The sequence below is a fragment of the Kineosporia corallincola genome (genome assembly GCF_018499875.1).
In the GTDB taxonomy this organism is placed as follows: Bacteria; Actinomycetota; Actinomycetes; order Actinomycetales; family Kineosporiaceae; genus Kineosporia; species Kineosporia corallincola.
Genome location: NZ_JAHBAY010000001.1, coordinates 256,446 through 274,080 on the forward strand (window position 1 = coordinate 256,446; position 17,635 = coordinate 274,080).

A 17,635-nucleotide genomic window follows, 5' to 3' on the forward strand; every position below is an offset into this window, starting at 1 on the left:
CTAGCCCGAGACGCTGGGCCCGACCTCGGTGGGCGTGATCCGGATCAGGCAACGCCGGTCACGTTCCATCGCGGCCCGGTAGTCGTCCCAGTCCGGGTGCTCGCCGGAGATGCTCCGGTAGTAGTCCTCGAGCTGGGGCAGGGCGGCGGGCATGCCGATCACCTCGACCGGGCCGGCGATCTGTACCCACGGGCCGTAGAAGGCGTCCGGAAAAACGGCCAGCCAGGCCCGTGGGTCGCGGCGCAGGTGCTTCACCTTGATCGCGGTCTCCCGGCTGGAGACCACCACCCCGGTGCCGTCGGTGGAGACGCCGACGGTCACCGGTGACATCTGCGGGCTGCCGTCCTGTTTCAGGGTGGTCAGCACGGCGTTGTGGTTCTCCCGGCAGTACGCGATCGCTTCGGGGATGTCCATCCCGCCATCCTGAAGCAGAAAACGGTGGACGACGACCCGCCGCGCTCAGGCCGCGGCCTGCTCCACGCGTTTGGCCTCGATCCGGTTCTCCTTGGGCCACTTCACGTTCCACACCCACCCGGCCTTCTCGAACAGCCAGATCAGCCGGGCCGAGATGTCGATCTGACCGGGGTCGACGCCGTGCCGGGCGCAGGTCGGGTCGGCGTGGTGCAGGTTGTGCCAGGACTCGCCGAAGCTCGGGATCGCCAGCAGCCAGACGTTGCTCGCCCGGTCCTTCAGCGTGGTCCGGAACGGGCGCTCGCCCATCACGTGGCACACCGAGTTCACCGCCCAGGTGACGTGGTGGATCAGCGCGATCCGCACCAGCCCGGCCCAGAAGTACGCGGTGACGAACCCGTGCCAGGACTGGCTGACCAGACCGCCGACCACGGCCGGGCCGAACAGGCTGAGCAGCAGGAACCAGACGAAGTTCTTCTGCACGAACCGGATGTCCTTGTCGGCTACCAGGTCGGGGGCGAACCGCCGGGAGTTCGAGTTCTCCCGGGTGAACAGCCAGCCCATGTGCGCCCAGACCATGCCCTTGGCCAGTGCGGGCACGGTCTCGCCGAAACGCCACGGCGAGTGCGGGTCGTTCTCCTCGTCGGAGAACTGGTGGTGGCGGCGGTGATCGGCGACCCAGCGGATCGGCGCGCCCTCGATCGCCATCGTGCCGGCCACGGTGAGCAGGATGCGCATCGGGCGCTTGGCCTTGAACGCGCCGTGGGTCAGGTAGCGGTGGAAGCCGACGGTCACGCCCAGGCCGGTGAACAGGTACATCACCACGAACAGCGCCACGTCGGTCCAGCCCAGCCAGCCGCCGATCCAGGCCACCGGCACGGCCGCCGCGACGGCCAGCAGCGGGGCGGTGACGAAGAACCAGAGGAAGGCGATCTCGACATTGCTCTTGCGGCCGTAGGTCAGGGGCAGTTGCCCCCGTCGCGGCTTGCTGCCGTCGGCAGCCCCGGTCGTTGCGGTCATCCCTGAACCCCTGTCGCCACGTGCATGAGACGGGACATCAGCCCCGGGACCTTTCGCCTACGCAACCGTAAGCTACGACCCCGTAGGTTGCGCAAGGGGTGGCGGCTGCCAGAAGCCGGATTAGCACCTGGGCCCGCGGCCCGACAGAATCCTTTTCGTGCCGTCCCCGCGTCTGCTCGCCGTGACCGCCCTCGTCGCCCTCGGCGGCCTGGCGGGGCTGATCAGTGCCGGTGACGAGGGTCCCGAGCCGGTGACCGCTGCCTCCGACGTGCGGGGCGGCCTGGTCAGCGACTCTCCCTCGACCGGTGTCGTCGCCGCCGAGAGCCGGCAGACCGGCACCCGCGCCTGGAGATTCGCGGCGGCCCGCGGCGAGGCCCCGGGGCTGGCGGCGTACGCCGGCGCGGTCTCGGCGGCCCCCGGCGACAAGGTGCCGCTCTACCTGCGCGGCAACGGTTCCGTCGACGTGCGGGCCTTCCGCCTGGGCTGGTACGGCGGCGCCGGCGCCCGGCAGGTGCAGCAGGCCTCCTACCTGGCCACGGCCCAGACCGGGGCGCCCGCCACCTGGCAGTCCACCGGGTCCCTCGACACCACCGGCTGGCCCGAGGGCGTCTACCTGATCCGGCTCGACCTGGGCCGGGCCAGCCGCTACCTCTCGCTGACCGTGACCGGCGCGAAGAGCACCGGCACCGAGGGCCGGGTGGTCGTGCTGACCTCACCGATGACCTGGGCGGCGGGCGAGTCCACGCAGAAGCACAAGGTCACGCTGAACCGGCCGCTGGCAACGGGTTACGGCTCGGGCGGGCTGCTCGCCGAGGCCGGGCTGCTCGCTCAGGTGGAGCGCACCGGTACCGAGGTGGTCTACCTGACCGACGCCGACCTGGCCGCCGATCCCGACCTGCTGACCGGGGCGACCGCGCTGCTGGTCGACGGTGACAGCCGGTTCTGGACGGCGAAGATGCGCACCTCGGTGCGCTCCGCCGTGGAGGCCGGCACGAATGTGGCCTATTTCGGCGCCGGTTCGGCCACGGCGAACGTGGTGCCCGACGCCACCGACCCGCGCACCTTCACAGCCGGCGGTAAACCCGTCGCCCTCGCCGCCAGGCTCACCGGTTCCGTCGCCACCTGCGCGGCCCAGGGCCGTACCGGTCTCACCGTGTCCGATGCCTCCTGGTGGGGCTTCGAGGGCGCAGAGATCGAGGACGGCGAGGTGCTGAAGGGCCTGGTCTCCGGCGATCTCGACCGGGCCGCCGCCCCGGCCGACGTGCAGGTGGTCGGCTCCACAACCCTGGCCTGCGGTGACACCCAGGCCACCAGCTACCTCGAACGCCCTTCCGGCGCCCGGGTGTTCACCGCCGGCACCCAGGCCTGGGCCTGCACGGTGACCGGCTCGTGCACCGACGCCCAGGGCAACGCGCTGAAGGTGGACAAGCGCGCCCAGACGGTGGCCGCACTGGTCACCCGCAACGTGGTCGAGGCCTTCGCCACCCCGGCCTAGAGCTCCGCGTCGTGGGCCAGGATCGCGATCTGCACCCGGTTGGTCAGGTCCAGCTTCGTCATCACTCGTGACACGTGCGCCTTCACGGTGGCCACGCTCATGAACAGCTCCTCGCCGATCTCCGCGTTCGACCGGCCGCGGGCCACGGCCACCGCCACCTCGCGCTCCCGCTCGCTCAGCACCTCCAGCCGGGTGCGGGCGGCGGCGCGACGCGTGCGCGCCGGCCGGTGCCCCGACGTGGTCGATCAGGCGGCGGGTGCGGTGCTCACGCCGCCACGGTAGGCAACCCGGACGGGCGGCCACCACGGCCGCCGGGCTACTCGGGTCCGGATCGGGTACCGACTTTCGTCTGACCGGACGAGCCGCAGGACGCGCGGATATCGGCCGCGAGACGGACGCGCGATGACGTGCCGGGACGGAAGGCTGTTCCCCGTGATCGAGATCGAGAACCTGACGAAGAGGTACGGCAGCCAGACGGCCGTCGCCGACGTCTCCTTCCGCTGCGAGACCGGCACGGTGACCGGCTTCCTCGGCCCGAACGGCGCCGGCAAGTCGACGACGATGCGGATCCTGTGCGGGCTGACCCCGGCCACCTCGGGCCGGGCCCTGATCGACGGCGTCCCCTACCGCAACCTGCCCAATCCCGGCCGTGCGGTGGGTGTTCTGCTGGACGCCTCCGCCCAGCACGCCGGCCGCACCGGTCGCGAGGTGCTCACCCTGGGCGCGCTGGTGCTCGGCCTGCCGACCGGGCGGGTCGGCCAGGTGCTGGACCTGGTCGGGCTGGACAAGAAGGCCGCCGACAAGCGGGTCGGCAACTACTCGCTGGGCATGCGCCAGCGTCTGGGCCTGGCCCACGCGCTGCTCGGCAACCCGGCCACGCTGGTGCTGGACGAGCCGGCCAACGGCCTGGACCCCGAGGGCATCTTCTGGATGCGCGGCCTGCTGCGGGAGTTCGCCGACCGGGGCGGCACGGTGCTGCTGTCTTCGCACCTGCTGCACGAGGTCGAGGCGGTCGCCGACCACCTGGTGGTGATCGGCAACGGCAAGATCGCGGCCGACGGCAGCAAGCAGGAACTGCTGGCCGGTGCGGGCACGCTGGTGCGGGCCGTGGAGGCCGACGCCCTGGCCGCGACGCTGCGCGCCGGTGGCGCCACCGTCACCGCAACAGCGGACGGCGCCCTGCTCGTCGACGCCGAGCCGCTGGTCGTGGGGCGCGCCGCCGCCGCGTCCGGGGCCGTCCTGACCGAACTGCGCACCGCCGACGGTGCCGGCCTGGAGGCACTGTTCCTCCAGCTCACGGCCACCGCCACCGCCGCCGCCCCGGCCGGTGCGATCAACTCCCCGATGGAGGTGGCGCGATGAGCGCCCAGACCGCCCAGACCGCCCTGCCCGCCTGGGCCGCCCCCGGCGCCACCCAGGACACCAAGATCGCCCGGCCCGGCATGCTGCTGCTGACCCGGATCGAGCTGCGCAAGATGGCCGACACCCGGGCCGGCCGCTGGCTGCTCATCATCACCGCCCTGGTGGCGGCGCTGATGATCGGCGCCATCGCGTTCTTCGGTGACGGTGACATCACCTGGCTGGACTACACGATGCTGGCCTTCCTGCCGATCGGCATCCTCGGGCCGGTGCTCGGGATCATGACGGTGACCAGCGAGTGGAGCCAGCGCACGGCACTGACCACGTTCACCCTGGTGCCTCAGCGCGGCAAGGTGATCGTCGCGAAGTTCCTGGCCGCGATGGTGCTGGCCACGCTGACCCTGGTGGTCATCCTGCCGGTCGGAGCCGTGGCCGCGGCGGTGGCCGGGTCGGCCGACCCGTGGAACGTGACCGCCGGGCTGGCCGCCCAGATGTGGCTGTTCCTGCTGATCCAGTTCGCCATCGGTGTCGGGTTCGGCCTGCTGTTCGCCAATACCCCGGTGGCCATCGTCAGCTTCTTCGCGTTGCCGATCGTGTTCACGCTGGTGGCCCAGATCCCCGCGCTCCAGTCCACGGGGGACTGGCTGGACATGAACGCGACTCTCGGGGTGCTGGGCAGCGGCGACCCGATCAGCGGCGAGGACTGGGCCAAGATCCTCACCTCGTCGCTGCTGTGGCTGGTTCTCCCGATCACGGTGGGCACGATCCGGACGCTGCGGCGCGAGGTGAAGTGATCCCTCTCCGGGCCGGTGACCGGAGGGGATCACCGGCCCGGATCACAGAACCACAGTCCCCGAACGGCATCTCATAGCTGGTTCACAGCGCGGATGCGGCCTGTCCCCATCGGGACGCCGAACCCTGGACCGCATGGCAGAAAACCAGGGGCAGACGATTGCGACGCCGGTGAACAACAACCAGCCGGCCGCCTCCCAGAACGATGCGCAGCAGCAGAACGCCCCGATGTGGGCCTCGCCGCAGCCCAGCCAGACCGAGCACCCCCAGACGCACACCCAGACGCAGGCTCAGCCGGTGGCTCCGGGGCAGTTCGACCAGACCGGCACCGCCCCCGCCGGGGCGTTCCAGCCGAACCCGGCCTTCGGCCAGCAGCCCGCCGGTCTGCCGGCCGGGTCCGGCGTCGTTCAGCAGCCCGTTCAGCCGCACGGCCAGCCGGGCCCCTACGCCACGAACCAGCCGCCGCTCACCTTCGAGGTGCCGCAGGAGCAGCTCGCCGGCGCTCCGGCGGCGCCCGCGGCCGGGGGCAACGCCTCGGGTGGCTTCGCCGAAAAACTGAAGACGCCGATGGCGGCCGCGATCATCGGGGGTGTGCTGCTGCTCGGCGTCGGCTTCGCCACCGGTTACGTGGTCGGCCACGACCAGGGCTCGTCGTCCACCTCCAGCAGCGACAGCCAGACCGGTTTCGGCGGCGGCATGGGCGGTTTCCCGGGGGGCCAGGGCCAGGGCGGCACCGGCCAGGGCCAGGGCGGGACCGGCACGAACCCGTTCGGCCAGAGCCAGGGCGGCACCGGAACCGGCCAGGGCCAGAGCGGCACCGGCACCAACCCGTTCAGCCAGGGACAGGGCCAGAGCGGTACCGGCCAGAGCCAGGACGGCACCACCGGCCAGAGCCAGGGCGGCACCACCACCGAGGACGGCTCGGACCTGACGCAGACCCAGTGACCGCGCGCGGCGTGACGTGCTCACCCCCGGGCGAGTACACGGCCCGGTACCGGCGGGACATCCCCTCCGGTGGCCCGAGAGGCACCAGGCCGTGTACTCGCTCGAAGGTTGTCGGCGCGCCGCTCACCACGTGCCGTCGAGACCACGGGTAGCTCACCGCACCGGCCGATCCTGCGGATCCGGACCGGCCGACGGACGAGGATCGTCCGCGCCGAAGGAGCATTCTGCCGCTCAGCCGCCCGTCCGGACAGGTGCACCCCCGCATACGGGGGCTTTCACCCGGCGCCCGGACCAAGCGCCTGAACAGGGCTTTTCAGTCGAGCAGCCGACGTGCCGCGGCCACGTCCAGCTCGCCCGTGGCCAGTGCCTGGAGCGTGGCCAGTCGCGCGCTCTCCTGTGCGTTCCCGGCCTTGTCCGCCTTCTCCGTCGGCGGTCCCTGTCGCAGGCCGAGCCTGCCCAGCAGATCGTCGAACCGGGCGCGCGCCGTGGGATAGCTCACCCCCAGATGCCGCTCCAGCTCCTTCATGTTGCCGCGCGAGGCCAGGAACACCCGCAGCACGTCCAGCTCGGACGGCTCCAGCGCGCAGAAGTCGCAGTGCTGGAAGTGCCCGCTGATGCCGGTGCCGCAGGCGTCGCAGCTCAGCTGGGTGACGTGCAGTTCCTCGGCGCAGACCGGGCACTGCTGGGGCGCCCGGTAGCCGTGGACAGAACCGGTGGGGCCGTGGCTCACGCGGGAACCTCGTCCCACACCTGGGTGCCGACCGTCACCGAGCTCATGACCGCCTCGACCGTGAGCAGGTGCCGCCCCGCGCCGACCACGCTCTCGCTGGTCTGGCCGTCCAGCGGCAGGGTGCTCACCGGCTGGTCGGGCAGCTGGAGCCGGCCCATCCGGTTGCTGCCCTGGATGCGCACGTCGCTGCCCTCCAGCAGGGTGAGCCGCGCCGACGAGGACTCGGCGTAGAGCCGCGACCCGCTCAGCGGTACGGCGCTCAGCTTGACCGACGACGACATCGCCTCGACGTCGACCCGGCCGCGCAGCTTGTCGCCCTTCAGCGAGCTCGCCACCACCCGGGCCCTCACCCCGCCGGTCAGCCCGCTCAGCTTGACCTCGGCGCCGGTGGCCTCCAGCTCGACCAGCAGATCCGGGTTCACCCGCACCACCAGCTGGTGGTCCTTCCAGGACCTGGCCCAGGTGAGGGTCTTGGGCAGGTCGCTGAAACTGAAGCTGCCGAACAGGTTTCCGGGCCGGTTCTGCCGGTCGGCGGGTTCGTCGAGCGGCCCGGTGCCCGACACCACCAGCGTGGTGCCCTCCTGGTGAACCCGGTGCGGCCCGGTCACGTACAGCTGCGCCACCGCGGGGTCGGCCACCACCTGCACGGCCCGGTACGAGCCCAGCACCCGGACGGCGCCGATCGTGCCGGTGATCGGCGGGGTGCCGCCGGCCTGGGCGGTGCGGGTGGGCGAGCCGAACGCCGGGGGCTCCACCGGGGAGGCCGCGGGCGCGGGGGCGGCGGGCTCGCCGGCCTCCCGGGCCTTCTGCTCCTCCATGGCCTTCATGGCCGCCTCCGGGGTCATTTCCCCCGAGGCGACGCTCCTGAGAATCGCTTCCAGTTCGTCACTCATGCGAATAGTGAAACTCAGACTTCGACAAATGTGAACCCTGACTTTCCACTCTGGCGACCATCGGGGGGATCCCTGGGGATGCGGAATCCGGCAGAGCGGGAAGAGTGGTGGCCAACGGACGCCGCTCGCGGTGGTTCGTCATCGTTGTCGCCTACGTTGGGAGAGCTGCCATGAGCGCCACCGACAAGATCAAGAACACCGGACAGAGCGTGGCCGGCAAGGTCAAGGAGGCCGTCGGCCACAGCAAGGGCGACGAGCGCCTGGAGAACGAGGGCCGCGCCGACCAGGCCTCTGCCGACGTGAAGCAGGCCGGCGAGAACGTGAAGGACGCCTTCAAGCGCTGATCGGCTCGTAGGCCGTTAGGGCACAGGGTGCCAAAATGGCTTGGCGTCCTGCCTCGGAGGGGGATCAGGCAGGACGCCAAGCGCTTTCTTGCGAGAACCGGTGCAGTCGCGGCGCGGCGTCTGGGGGGAGGACGCGATGCGCGCGTAGTCATTGCACCGGCAACAGCCATGGTGCCACCGAGTCATTGCGCCGTCAACTAATAACGGTAAGCTGGACCGGGTGCACGAAGACTGGCTGACCGACACCGAGCAGGCCGCCTGGCGCGCCTACCTGGACAGTACGCGGATGCTCTTCGCGGCCCTGGACCGGCAGCTCGCGGCCGACTCCGACCTCACCTTCACCGACTACGACATCCTGGTGCGGCTCTCCGAGTCGCCCGGCGGCCGGTTGCGCATGCGTGAACTGGCCGACGTCACGCTCTCCACCCGCAGCGGGGTGACCCGCGCGGTCACCCGGGCCGAACAGGCCGGCTGGGTGCGCCGGGTGGAGTGCGAGGAGGACCGGCGGGGCATGAACGCCGAGCTGACCGAGGCCGGCCGGGCCAAACTGGCGTCCAGCGCCCCGGGGCACGTGCGGGCCGTGCGGGAGATGCTCATCGAGCAGCTGACCCCGGAGCAGCTCGGGCAGCTCACCGAGATCGGCCGGCGGGTGCAGGAGAAGATTCAGGTCAGGTAGGGAACGGGGGTTTTCGTCGTCCACAATTTGATCGCCGTGCCGGGTCAAGCGGGCTCACCCGTTCGCCGATGCCGAGGCCATGAGTCCCTCCGCCGCTCTGCTCGAACGCCTCCTCGGGATCGCCGAGGGGGTCGCCGCTTTCGGTGATCAGCTGGACGGCCCGACCGGCCCCCGGCTGTCCGTGGCCGCGCGCGAGGTGGTGGACATGTACTGGGCGGAGATGCGCAACTACCCGGTGAACGCGCGCGACTGGCGGGACGAGATGTTCGTGCTGCTGCTGAACACCCGCCCCGCCGTGATCGGTTAGGGGTTCACCCCGACCGGCGAACGGGACTCGGCCGGCCGCGCCGCGAGATGGTCTGCCACGGTGACGGATTCGTAGCGCACGGACTCTTCCGCGTCGGCGCAGCCGGGCAGCACCGAGATCACCGCGTCGGCGTTGCCGTCGTGGAAGAACGCGGCCGAGCGGCGGCGCACCAGCCGGCCCTCACCGTCGGTGGGCGGGAGCACGCGGTGCGGCGCGGAGATCCAGCGGTCGTTCGTCCAGCGGGCCAGCAGGTCGCCGAGATTGACCAGAAGCGCACCGGGTGAAGGGATCACGTCTTCCCAGACGCCCTCGCCGTGCAGCATCTGGAGACCCCGCACCTCCGGATCGGCCCACAGCACCGTGACGATGCCGCGGTCGGTGTGCGCACCCGCGCCCACCGGCCCCGAGGCCGGCGGGATCTCGGCCGTCGGGACGCGATAGTTGTTCAGGCGCAGCACTTCCAGGGAGTGGTCCTGGTAACCGGCGAAGAACTGCTGGTCCAGGCCGAGGGCCACGGCCATCACCGCGGTGATCTCGCGGCTCACCCGGGCGGCCTGCTCGAACCAGGCCGTCACGCCCGGTTCGAAGCTCTCCGGGCGCAGCGGCCACAGATTCGGCGCGTACTGGAGCTCGTCCAGACCGAGACCGGGGAAGTCCTCGGTGCTGCGGCCCACGTTGAACGCCTCGAACAGCTCGGTGGGAGAACCGGTGTCGGCACCCAGGCCGATCCGCTCGGCGAGGGGCGGCGTGTAGCCGCGGTTGAACTCCGGTGACGCCGGGCGCAGCGCCTTCTTCTGCCACATCGGCAGATTGAAGAACCCGTCCATGGCGGCGGTCAGCCCGGTCTGCACCTCGTCGGGGATGCCGTGCCCGGTCACCTGGAAGAAACCGGTGGTGGACGCCGCCCGGTCGAGATCCGCGGCCACCCGGGCGCGGTCGGCGGGTGAGCCCTCGCGGAACGCGGACAGGTCGATCGTCGGGATGGCCGGCTGACCGTCACGCGTGTGGGCTGTGTTCATGCGGCTGATCTTCCCCTCCGTCTCGTCGGCGTGCTCGTCGAGCCTCTCGACGGTACGGGCAGGCGATGAACACGGCGTTACGGCGCGCCGTCCCGGATTTCACTCCCGTTGCCTGCTGTTCAGCCGGGTCGCGCGGGCCTGCCCGGATGTCCCGCCGTAACCGATCAGATCGTGTAGCTCCAGGCTGCCGGGGCGGGACGGCGGGCGGTGCGCCACGCGTTCAGGGTGCCGGTGGCGGCGACCAGCCAGCCGGTGAGCAGCCCGGTGTAGAGCGCCACCGCCAGCCAGCCCAGGGCGTCCGCACCGGTGACCGCGCACAGGCCGGCCGCGCCGGTGGCGCAGGTGCCCACCGGAAAGGTGAAGGCCCACCAGGTCGGGGCGAACGGCAGGCCGGTGGCCGAGCGGGCGGTGTGCACGGTCAGGGCCAGCGCGAGCGCGCCCCACAGCAGGGCGAAACCCAGCACGGGCAGGCCGTAGACGAGACCGAACGCGCGCAGGGCGGCGCCGTACGGCCCTTCGACGGTCGTGGCCTGCCGGCCGATCGCGTTCGCCGCGGTGACCGACTGGCCGAGCGGGCCCAGAGCGATCCACAGGGTCGGCACCAGCCGGGCCGGGGGCAGGCCGTGCTGCGCCAGGCGGGTCCACAGCTGGGTGATCAGCACCAGCGAGCTGACCAGGCTGATGCCGAACATGCCGTACAGCGCCAGCAGCAGGGTGAGCCGGGGCTGGCCGGCCGGGGTGTGCGGGAGCAGGGCCGCGCCGGTGGTCGCGGAGACCATCGGCGCGACCAGCGGCATCAGCCAGCCGCCGAACGCCGCGTCCGGCTGCCGCGCGGCCTCGCCGAGGCCGCCGGTGAAGTGCCGATAGGGGACGGCGAACGCGCTGACCAGGCCCATCGCGGTGCCGGTTCCCCAGAGTGTCCAGGCGATCGCCACGGCGGCGGTGCGGCCGATCAGGCCGTCGCCGACCAGCAGCGTGCCGGCACCGACGGTGAGCACGGCCATCGGCGGGGCACCGTAGAAGTGCACCATGACCGGGTGCTGGTGGTGCGACCGGGCCAGGGGGCGCAGCCGGATCCACTGGGCCGCGGTGGCGCCGCCGACGACCACCAGGAGCGCGGTGGCCAGCAGCCAGGCCGCGACGGCGAAGTCGTGCACACCCGCGCTGCCGGGCAGCCCGAACGGCAGGGCGGTGGCGGCCGTGGCGACGATGCCGGTGCCCATCACGGCGGCGAACCAGTTGGGCGCCACCGAGGCGACGAGGCCGGGCGGGACGGCCCGGGGACGCACGGGAACGGGGGTTACGACAGGTTCGGCATCGATCACGGTCACCTGGCCGAGTCTGCTCCGGTGCCGGGCCGGGTGGAACGCCTGTCGCCCCTGGCGGGTCACAAGGTCGAGTTGTGACCACCTACTGCCGGGCTCAGGGTCGTACCGCGCTCGTAGTAGCCCCAGGTGTCGATGTCTGGACGATGTGCCGGGGCGCCAAGATCACGATCCTTCTGGGAGAGCCGGACGTGCGCAGTGCCGCCGCGTCCACCGGCGTCCGTGATCCCGTCCGAGGGGGCAGATCTGCCATGTCCGCACTAGCCCGATGGTGCTATCAGCACCGGTACGTCGTCTTCGCTTTCTGGGCGGCACTTCTCATTGCCCTAGGCGTCGCCACGGCGGCGCGCGGCACCTCGTACTCGGACGAGTTCAGTCTGCCCGGCACCGAATCGTCCAAGGCCCTGGAGCTTCTCGAGCAGAGCAGCCCGGACCAGGCCGGTGACACCGCCCAGCTGGTGATCCACGCGGAGCGTGGAACGATCACCGATTCCGCTGTCCGGCAACGGGTCACGCCGATGCTCGCCGAGGTGGCCCAGCTGCCGCACGTGGCGTCGGTGACCAGCCCCTACGACGAGGCCGGGGCCACGCAGGTGAGCCAGGACGGCTCGATCGCGTTCGCCACCGTGCAGTTCGACGACCTGGCCCAGAACATCGCGATCGAGGACGTCGAGAAGGTCGTCGACACCGCCCAGGAGGCGGACGGTTCCGGCGTGCAGATCGAGCTCGGTGGGCAGATCATCACCAACGCCACCCAGGAACCGCCGGGCGGCAGTGAGGCCATCGGTGTGATCGCCGCCGCGATCATCCTTTTCATCGCCTTCGGCTCGCTGTTCGCCAGCCTGATGCCGATCATGGTGGCGCTGTTCGGCGTGGGCGTGGGCATCATGGCCATCGGCCAGCTCTCGTTCGCGATGTCGCTGTCGCAGATCGCCCCCACGCTGGCCGCGCTGATCGGCCTCGGGGTCGGCATCGACTACGCGCTGTTCATCGTCACCCGTTACCGCAACAACCTGAAATCCGGTATCGCGCCGGAGGAATCGGCGATCCGGGCGCTCAACACCTCGGGCCGCGCGGTGCTCTTCGCCGGTGGCACGGTGGTGATCGCCCTGCTCGGTCTGCTGGTGCTGAACGTGAGCTTCCTGGCCGGCATGGGGATCGGTGCCGCCATCACGGTGCTGGCCACCGTGGCCGCCGCGATCACCCTGCTGCCGGCCGCGCTCGGGGTGCTCGGCATCCGCCTGCTCAGCCGTCGCGAGCGCCGCAGGCTGCTGGAGGAGGGCCCTTCCACCAGCCACGCCCAGCAGGGTTTCTGGGGCCGCTGGGCCAACCGGATCGCCCGTCGCAAGGCGCTTTTCGGTCTGGTCGCGACCGCCCTGATCGTGGTGCTGTCGCTGCCCACCCTGTCGCTGCGGCTGGGCCTGTCCGACTCCGGCAACGACCCGGAGGCCAGCACCACCCGGCAGGCCTACGACCTGCTGGCCGAGGGCTTCGGCCCGGGCTCGAACGGCCCGCTGCTGCTGGTGGCCGAGCTCGGCTCGGACTCCGACGCGCAGGCGCTGAACACCCTGGCCGGCACGCTCCAGAGCACCCCCGGCGTGGCCGCGGTGTCGGCCGCCCCGGTCCAGCCCGGTGCCACGCTCGGCATCATCCAGGTGATCCCGACCAGCTCGCCGCAGGACGAGGACACCAGCGAGCTGATCAACCGGCTGCGGGACGACGTGATCCCGCCGGCCGAGAACGGCACCTCGATGCAGGTCTACGTGGGTGGCTCCACCGCCATCTTCGACGACTTCGCCGACGTCCTCACCAGCAAGCTGCCGCTGTTCATCGGGGTGATCATCGGGCTCGGCTTCCTGCTGCTCCTGGTCGCCTTCCGCAGCGTGGTGGTGCCGCTGACGGCCGCGCTGATGAACCTGATCGCGGCCGCCGCCTCGTTCGGCGTGATCGTGGCGGTGTTCCAGTGGGGCTGGGGCTCGGAGGCGATCAACGCCGGGTCGGGCGGCCCGGTCGAGGCCTTCCTGCCGGTGATCATGCTGGCCATCCTGTTCGGTCTGTCGATGGACTACCAGGTGTTCCTGGTCAGCCGGATGCACGAGGAGTGGCACCACACCAGGGACAACGCCCGGGCGGTTACCGTGGGCCAGGCCGAGACCGGCCGGGTGATCACGGCGGCGGCGCTGATCATGATCTTCGTCTTCGCGGCCTTCATCCTGGAGGGCCAGCGGGTGATCGCGGAGTTCGGGGTCGGCCTGGCCGCGGCGGTGGCGATCGACGCCTTCATCATCCGCACGGTGCTGGTGCCGGCCGTGATGCACGGCCTCGGCAACGCCAACTGGTGGCTGCCGGGCTGGCTGGACCGGATCCTGCCGCACCTGTCGGTCGACCCGGCCGACGAGCCGCTGCCGGCGCCCGCGGGCGACGAGCCTCCGGCCGCCGAACTGGTGTCACAGCGATGAACCCCGCCTAGAGTGCTGTGATGCGGATGTCCGAACGGACCCGGCCGAAGGCCGTCGGTCACCACCAGGTGAATCCCTGGGTGGCCGACGGCCTTCTGGCCCTGCTGCTCCTCGGCCTGGCCACGATGATCTGCCTGAAGATGGCCGACGAGGTGCCGGTCGCCGGCACCCCCGGCTTCCTGCTGGCGCAGGTGGGGATCTTCGTCGTCCTGATGTTCCGGTCGCACGCACCCTGCACCGTGCTCTGCCTGACCACCCTGGGCTGTGCCGGGCTGATGTGGCAGCTGGACGGCGTGGGCGGGCCGCTGATCATCGCCCCGGCGGCGGCGATCGTGGTGGTCGCCGCCCGGGGCGACCGGCGGGCCACGATCCTCTGGTGGGGTGTGGCCAGCGGGATCATCGTCGTCACCGAGTCACTGGTCACCAGCAGTGTTTTCCAGGCCAGTCAGATCGGGATCCTGGTCTGGCTCGGCTTCTTCGCGGCCGCCGGTGAGGCGGTGCAGAGCAAGAAGGCTTATGTGGCGGCGATCGAGGAGCGGGCCCACCGGGCCGAGCACACCCGTGAGGAGGAGGCACGCCGCCGGGTGGCCGAGGAGCGCCTGCGGATCGCCCAGGAGCTGCACGACGTGGTGGCCCACCACATCGCCGTCATCCACGTGCAGGCCCAGGTGGCCGAGCACCTGGTCACCGAGAAACCGGCCGAGGCGGTCGAGGCGCTGAAGCACGTGCGGCGCTCCAGCCGCACCGTGCTGGACGAGCTGACCGGCCTGCTCAATGTGCTGCGTCAGCCGGGCGACACGAAGACCCCGATCGAGCCGGCTGCCGGCGTGGACGACCTGCCCGAGCTGATCCACTCGTTCGAGTCGTCCGGGCTGCGGGTGAGCTGGACCATCCGGGGCGAGCGCCGGCCGCTGCCCCCGGCCGTCGGGCTGGTCGCCTACCGGCTGGTGCAGGAGGGCCTGACCAACGCGCACAAGCACGGCTCCGGCTCGGCCACCCTCGACGTCCGGTTCGTCGCCGAGGCGGTGCGGATCGACATCGGCAACGCCAACGGGGTGGTCGCCACGGCCGGTTCCGCACCGGACGACGAGGAATCCCTGCTGGGTGGCTACGGGCTGATCGGCATGCGGGAGCGGGCCCTGGCGGTGGGCGGCAGCCTGCGCGCGGGCCCGGAGGCCGACGGCACCTGGCGGGTGCGGGCCACACTGCCCGCCCGCGCCGAGCCGGTTCCCGCACCGGAGCCCGAGGTCGAGCCGGACGACGAGCCGGAGAAGGTCTCCGGTGCCACCGTGGCGGCCCTGGCCTGCGCCGTCGATCTGAAAGGGCTGCCCGCCCGTCTGGCCGGTGCCGCCGAGGCGCACAAACCGCAACCGAACCGGGGTATCGCCCGGGAAAGCGTGTGATGACGAACCAGAAGACCCGTGTGCTGCTGGCCGACGACCAGGCCCTGATCCGGGCCGGGTTCCGGGTGCTGATCGACTCCGCCTCCGACCTGGAGGTGGTGGGTGAGGCCGGCACCGGTCGGCAGGCGGTCGAGATGGTGCGCGCCACCCGCGCCGACGTGGTCGTGATGGACATCCGGATGCCCGATCTCGACGGTCTCGAGGCGACCCGGCTGATCTGCGCCGACGACGACCTCGCCGGGGTCAGGGTGCTGGTGGTGACCACCTTCGAGATCGACGAGTACGTGCTGGCCGCGCTGCGGGCCGGGGCCAGCGGGTTCGTCGGCAAGGGTGTGGAGGCGGACGAGTTGCTCACCGCCATCCGCACCGTGGCCACCGGTGACGCGCTGCTGTCGCCCCGGGCCACGCGCGGCCTGATCACCGAGTTCCTGGCTCAGCCGAGCAGTGTGAACCCGCCCACGCCGGAACAGTTCTCGGCCCTGACCGAGCGTGAGCGCGAGGTGGCCACGCTGGTCGCGCTCGGGCTGTCGAACGACGAGATCGCCGAGCGGCTCTTCGTCAGCCCGCTCACCGCGAAGACCCACGTGAACCGGGCGATGACCAAGGTCGGTGCCCGGGACCGGGCGCAGCTGGTGGTGGCGGCCTACCAGAGCGGGCTGGTCAGCCCGGCTCCGGAGGCGCGGCCCTGAGCACCGGTCACGGGGTGACGGTGACACCCTTCCAGAACGCCACGCGGTCTTTGATCTGCGCCGCGGCCTGCTTCGGCTCGGGGTAATACCAGACGGCGTCGGTGTTCTCGGTGCCGTCGACCGTGACCGAGTAGTACGACGCGGTGCCCTTCCACGGGCAGACGGTGTGCGTGTCGCTGGCGCCGATCAGGTCCTGGCGCAGTGACGAGGCCGGGAAGTAGGCGTTGCCCTCGACCTCGACGATGTCGTCGGACTCCGCGATCACGGTGCCGTTCCAGATGGCGCGCATTCGGTGATTCCTCTCCGGCTGATGCGTGAAATCAGATCCCCTTCGAGAACAGGGCTGCCAAGCGAGCTATTTCTGCTTAAGGTTCTGGGGTGCGATGGACCGGTTCGGCCCGTTTGATCCGGATCAGTGCTGCGGCGCTGCGCCGGGGGGCAGCTGTGTCTGCCTTCCTGCTCGGCGTCACGGTCGTCTTCATGATGTCCGGGTCCACCGCGGCGCAGCCCAGAACTCTGGCCGACAGCACCGGGCCCACGCCGTCCACCAGCACCGATGCCGACGCGTACCCCACCGGCAGCATGTCGCCCTGGCCGTTCGCGGGCACCCCCACAGCGAGCGGCACACCGGTCCTGCCCCTGCCGAGCGGCTCGTCGAGCCCGTCGTCGGGGGCCTACGGCATCTCCGGCACCAACCAGCTCACCTCGTCGGGCATCCCGCAGCGCGCCTACCAGGCCTACCAGTCGGCGGCCGGGCAACTGGCCGGCACCGACCCGACATGCCGGATCCACTGGTCGCTGATCGCCGGGATCGGCCGGGTGGAGAGCAATCACGGCCGCTACGGCGGTTCCACCGTGTCGGCGAGCGGCGTGGTCACCCCGTCGATCCTCGGGGTGCGGCTGGACGGCTCCACTCCCGGCACCGCCCGGATCAGCGACTCCGACAACGGGGTGTACGACGGCGACACGGTCACCGACCGCGCCGTCGGCCCGATGCAGTTCCTGCCCGGCACCTGGAAGGCCTACGGCGAGGGCAACCCGCAGAACATCGACAACGCCGCCTTGGCCGCCGGCCGCTACCTCTGCGCCGGTGACGCCGACCTGAGCACGCGCTCCGGCCAGGAGCGGGCCGTCTACCGCTACAACCACAGCAACAGCTACGTGAGCCTGGTGCTGTCGCTCGCCACCGCCTACGCCACCGGTCAGCCACAGCAGGTGCCCGCTCCCGACCCGGAGCCCAACCCGTCGCCCACCGACACCGAGCCGCCCGGCACCGCCCCTGGCCCGCCGCCGGCGCTGCCCGACCCGCCGAAGGCCGCTCCGACGTCCGACCCGACGAAGTCGTCCACGCCGACCAAGACGTCGAAGCCCACCAAGACGTCCACACCGGCCAGGACGCCCACGCCGACCAGGCCCTCGAAGCCGACCAAGAGCCCCAGCCCCGCCCCGACCAAGACCACGAGCCCGACCCCGACGAAGAGCCCCACCCCGACGAAGAGCCCCGCCCCGACCAAGAGCCCGACGCCGACGAAGAGCCCGACACCCACGGACGACGGAACACCCACCCCGACGCCCACCGACTCCTGCCCCACCGTGACGCCCACACCCACGGCGACCCCGACCAGCACGCCCAAGCCCACCCCCACCACGACGCCCACCCCCACGCCCACCGGCACGCCGTGCGGGGCGGAGGAGACGGTGACGCAGGCGCCGACCGACGGTGCGAGCCCGACGGGCACCCCCACCGCGACGAAGGACACGCCCTAGG

General features: G+C 71.5%; 18 protein-coding genes and 1 pseudogene. 11 read left to right on the forward strand and 8 right to left on the reverse strand.

Annotated elements, in window-relative coordinates:
* Nucleotides 1–414 carry a PPOX class F420-dependent oxidoreductase gene (locus KIH74_RS01155; RefSeq protein WP_214153487.1) on the reverse strand — a complete coding sequence of 138 codons (414 nt, stop codon included), beginning with the start codon at nt 412–414 and terminating at the stop codon, nt 1–3.
* A gap of 45 nt (nt 415–459) precedes the next feature.
* Nucleotides 460–1,431, reverse strand: a complete 972-nt coding sequence (locus tag KIH74_RS01160) for an acyl-CoA desaturase (RefSeq protein WP_214153494.1) — start codon at nt 1,429–1,431, stop codon at nt 460–462.
* A gap of 157 nt (nt 1,432–1,588) precedes the next feature.
* Here KIH74_RS01160 and KIH74_RS01165 point away from each other — a divergent pair, with 157 nt between their 5' ends.
* On the forward strand, nt 1,589–2,926 hold the full coding sequence (locus tag KIH74_RS01165) for a N,N-dimethylformamidase beta subunit family domain-containing protein (RefSeq protein WP_214153496.1): 1,338 nt from the start codon (nt 1,589–1,591) through the stop codon (nt 2,924–2,926).
* On the opposite strand, the pseudogene KIH74_RS01170 reads toward KIH74_RS01165, so the two are convergent.
* Nucleotides 2,923–3,184, reverse strand: a pseudogene (locus KIH74_RS01170) (response regulator transcription factor); the annotation flags it as partial. The gene KIH74_RS01165 and the pseudogene KIH74_RS01170 sit on opposite strands and share 4 nt — an antisense overlap.
* 174 nt (nt 3,185–3,358) lie before the next feature.
* Here KIH74_RS01170 and KIH74_RS01180 point away from each other — a divergent pair.
* The 3 genes from KIH74_RS01180 to KIH74_RS01190 all read left to right on the forward strand — a co-directional run bounded on the left by KIH74_RS01180 (nt 3,359) and on the right by KIH74_RS01190 (nt 6,022).
* Nucleotides 3,359–4,288, forward strand: coding sequence for an ATP-binding cassette domain-containing protein (locus KIH74_RS01180; protein WP_214153499.1), 930 nt, complete (start codon nt 3,359–3,361; stop codon nt 4,286–4,288).
* The gene (locus KIH74_RS01185) at nt 4,285–5,079 is read left to right on the forward strand and encodes an ABC transporter permease (RefSeq protein ID WP_214153500.1); all 795 of its coding nucleotides are present in this window, start codon (nt 4,285–4,287) and stop codon (nt 5,077–5,079) included. The genes KIH74_RS01180 and KIH74_RS01185 overlap by 4 nt, the downstream gene beginning before the upstream one ends.
* 133 nt (nt 5,080–5,212) lie before the next feature.
* The gene (locus tag KIH74_RS01190) at nt 5,213–6,022 is read left to right on the forward strand and encodes a hypothetical protein (RefSeq protein ID WP_214153506.1); all 810 of its coding nucleotides are present in this window, start codon (nt 5,213–5,215) and stop codon (nt 6,020–6,022) included.
* Nucleotides 6,023–6,335: 313 nt separating this feature from the next.
* Here KIH74_RS01190 and KIH74_RS01195 read toward each other — a convergent pair whose 3' ends face one another.
* On the reverse strand, nt 6,336–6,752 hold the full coding sequence (locus KIH74_RS01195) for a DUF2089 domain-containing protein (protein ID WP_214153507.1): 417 nt from the start codon (nt 6,750–6,752) through the stop codon (nt 6,336–6,338).
* Nucleotides 6,749–7,645, reverse strand: coding sequence for a DUF4097 family beta strand repeat-containing protein (locus KIH74_RS01200; RefSeq protein WP_214153509.1), 897 nt, complete (start codon nt 7,643–7,645; stop codon nt 6,749–6,751). The genes KIH74_RS01195 and KIH74_RS01200 overlap by 4 nt, the downstream gene beginning before the upstream one ends.
* A 170-nt stretch (nt 7,646–7,815) precedes the next feature.
* Here KIH74_RS01200 and KIH74_RS01205 point away from each other — a divergent pair, with 170 nt between their 5' ends.
* The 3 genes from KIH74_RS01205 (at nt 7,816) to KIH74_RS01215 (ending at nt 8,972) form a co-directional block, all read left to right on the forward strand.
* Entirely contained in the window at nt 7,816–7,989 is a 174-nt protein-coding gene (locus tag KIH74_RS01205; protein WP_214153510.1) for a CsbD family protein, read from the forward strand.
* Nucleotides 7,990–8,209: 220 nt separating this feature from the next.
* On the forward strand, nt 8,210–8,665 hold the full coding sequence (locus tag KIH74_RS01210) for a MarR family winged helix-turn-helix transcriptional regulator (protein ID WP_214153512.1): 456 nt from the start codon (nt 8,210–8,212) through the stop codon (nt 8,663–8,665).
* Nucleotides 8,666–8,744: 79 nt separating this feature from the next.
* Nucleotides 8,745–8,972, forward strand: a complete 228-nt coding sequence (locus KIH74_RS01215) for a hypothetical protein (RefSeq protein ID WP_214153514.1) — start codon at nt 8,745–8,747, stop codon at nt 8,970–8,972.
* Here the strand turns inward: KIH74_RS01215 and KIH74_RS01220 are convergent.
* Both KIH74_RS01220 and KIH74_RS01225 read right to left on the reverse strand, forming a co-directional pair.
* A complete protein-coding gene (locus KIH74_RS01220) occupies nt 8,969–9,991 on the reverse strand; it encodes an isopenicillin N synthase family dioxygenase (RefSeq protein WP_214153515.1) in 1,023 nt (340 codons plus the stop codon). The genes KIH74_RS01215 and KIH74_RS01220 overlap by 4 nt on opposite strands.
* Nucleotides 9,992–10,155: 164 nt before the next feature.
* Nucleotides 10,156–11,322, reverse strand: coding sequence for a TDT family transporter (locus tag KIH74_RS01225; RefSeq protein WP_214153517.1), 1,167 nt, complete (start codon nt 11,320–11,322; stop codon nt 10,156–10,158).
* 245 nt (nt 11,323–11,567) lie between these two features.
* On the opposite strand from KIH74_RS01225, the gene KIH74_RS01230 reads away from it, so the two are divergent.
* From KIH74_RS01230 to KIH74_RS01240, 3 genes are read left to right on the forward strand one after another with little or no spacing between them, the layout of a single operon-like run.
* Complete coding sequence (locus KIH74_RS01230) at nt 11,568–13,775, forward strand: MMPL family transporter (protein ID WP_214153518.1); 2,208 nt, start codon at nt 11,568–11,570, stop codon at nt 13,773–13,775.
* Between the two features lie 20 nt (nt 13,776–13,795).
* Nucleotides 13,796–15,178, forward strand: coding sequence for a sensor histidine kinase (locus KIH74_RS01235; RefSeq protein ID WP_214153520.1), 1,383 nt, complete (start codon nt 13,796–13,798; stop codon nt 15,176–15,178).
* Nucleotides 15,178–15,867, forward strand: coding sequence for a response regulator transcription factor (locus KIH74_RS01240; RefSeq protein ID WP_214153522.1), 690 nt, complete (start codon nt 15,178–15,180; stop codon nt 15,865–15,867). Before KIH74_RS01235 ends, KIH74_RS01240 begins: the two co-directional genes overlap by 1 nt.
* A 7-nt stretch (nt 15,868–15,874) precedes the next feature.
* On the opposite strand, the gene KIH74_RS01245 is transcribed toward KIH74_RS01240, so the two are convergent.
* Nucleotides 15,875–16,156: a DUF427 domain-containing protein gene (locus tag KIH74_RS01245; RefSeq protein WP_214153524.1), complete on the reverse strand. Its 282-nt coding sequence runs from the start codon at nt 16,154–16,156 to the stop codon at nt 15,875–15,877.
* 155 nt (nt 16,157–16,311) lie between these two features.
* Between KIH74_RS01245 and KIH74_RS37410 the strand changes: the two genes are divergently transcribed.
* On the forward strand, nt 16,312–17,634 hold the full coding sequence (locus KIH74_RS37410; protein ID WP_214153526.1) for a lytic transglycosylase domain-containing protein: 1,323 nt from the start codon (nt 16,312–16,314) through the stop codon (nt 17,632–17,634).
* The last annotated feature ends 1 nt before the right edge of the window (nt 17,635 follow it).

Bases quoted from the DNA above. Each gene is read 5' to 3' on its own strand.
- KIH74_RS01185 (WP_214153500.1), top strand. From the start codon at position 4,285: ATGAGCGCCCAGACCGCCCAGACCGCCCTGCCCGCCTGGGCCGCCCCC.
- KIH74_RS01155 (WP_214153487.1), bottom strand. From the start codon at position 414: ATGGACATCCCCGAAGCGATCGCGTACTGCCGGGAGAACCACAACGCC.
- KIH74_RS01230 (WP_214153518.1), top strand. From the start codon at position 11,568: ATGTCCGCACTAGCCCGATGGTGCTATCAGCACCGGTACGTCGTCTTC.
- KIH74_RS01205 (WP_214153510.1), top strand. From the start codon at position 7,816: ATGAGCGCCACCGACAAGATCAAGAACACCGGACAGAGCGTGGCCGGC.
- KIH74_RS01215 (WP_214153514.1), top strand. From the start codon at position 8,745: ATGAGTCCCTCCGCCGCTCTGCTCGAACGCCTCCTCGGGATCGCCGAG.
- KIH74_RS01235 (WP_214153520.1), top strand. From the start codon at position 13,796: ATGCGGATGTCCGAACGGACCCGGCCGAAGGCCGTCGGTCACCACCAG.
- KIH74_RS01220 (WP_214153515.1), bottom strand. From the start codon at position 9,991: ATGAACACAGCCCACACGCGTGACGGTCAGCCGGCCATCCCGACGATC.
- KIH74_RS01190 (WP_214153506.1), top strand. From the start codon at position 5,213: ATGGCAGAAAACCAGGGGCAGACGATTGCGACGCCGGTGAACAACAAC.
- KIH74_RS01240 (WP_214153522.1), top strand. From the start codon at position 15,178: ATGACGAACCAGAAGACCCGTGTGCTGCTGGCCGACGACCAGGCCCTG.
- KIH74_RS01160 (WP_214153494.1), bottom strand. From the start codon at position 1,431: ATGACCGCAACGACCGGGGCTGCCGACGGCAGCAAGCCGCGACGGGGG.
- KIH74_RS01200 (WP_214153509.1), bottom strand. From the start codon at position 7,645: ATGAGTGACGAACTGGAAGCGATTCTCAGGAGCGTCGCCTCGGGGGAA.
- KIH74_RS01245 (WP_214153524.1), bottom strand. From the start codon at position 16,156: ATGCGCGCCATCTGGAACGGCACCGTGATCGCGGAGTCCGACGACATC.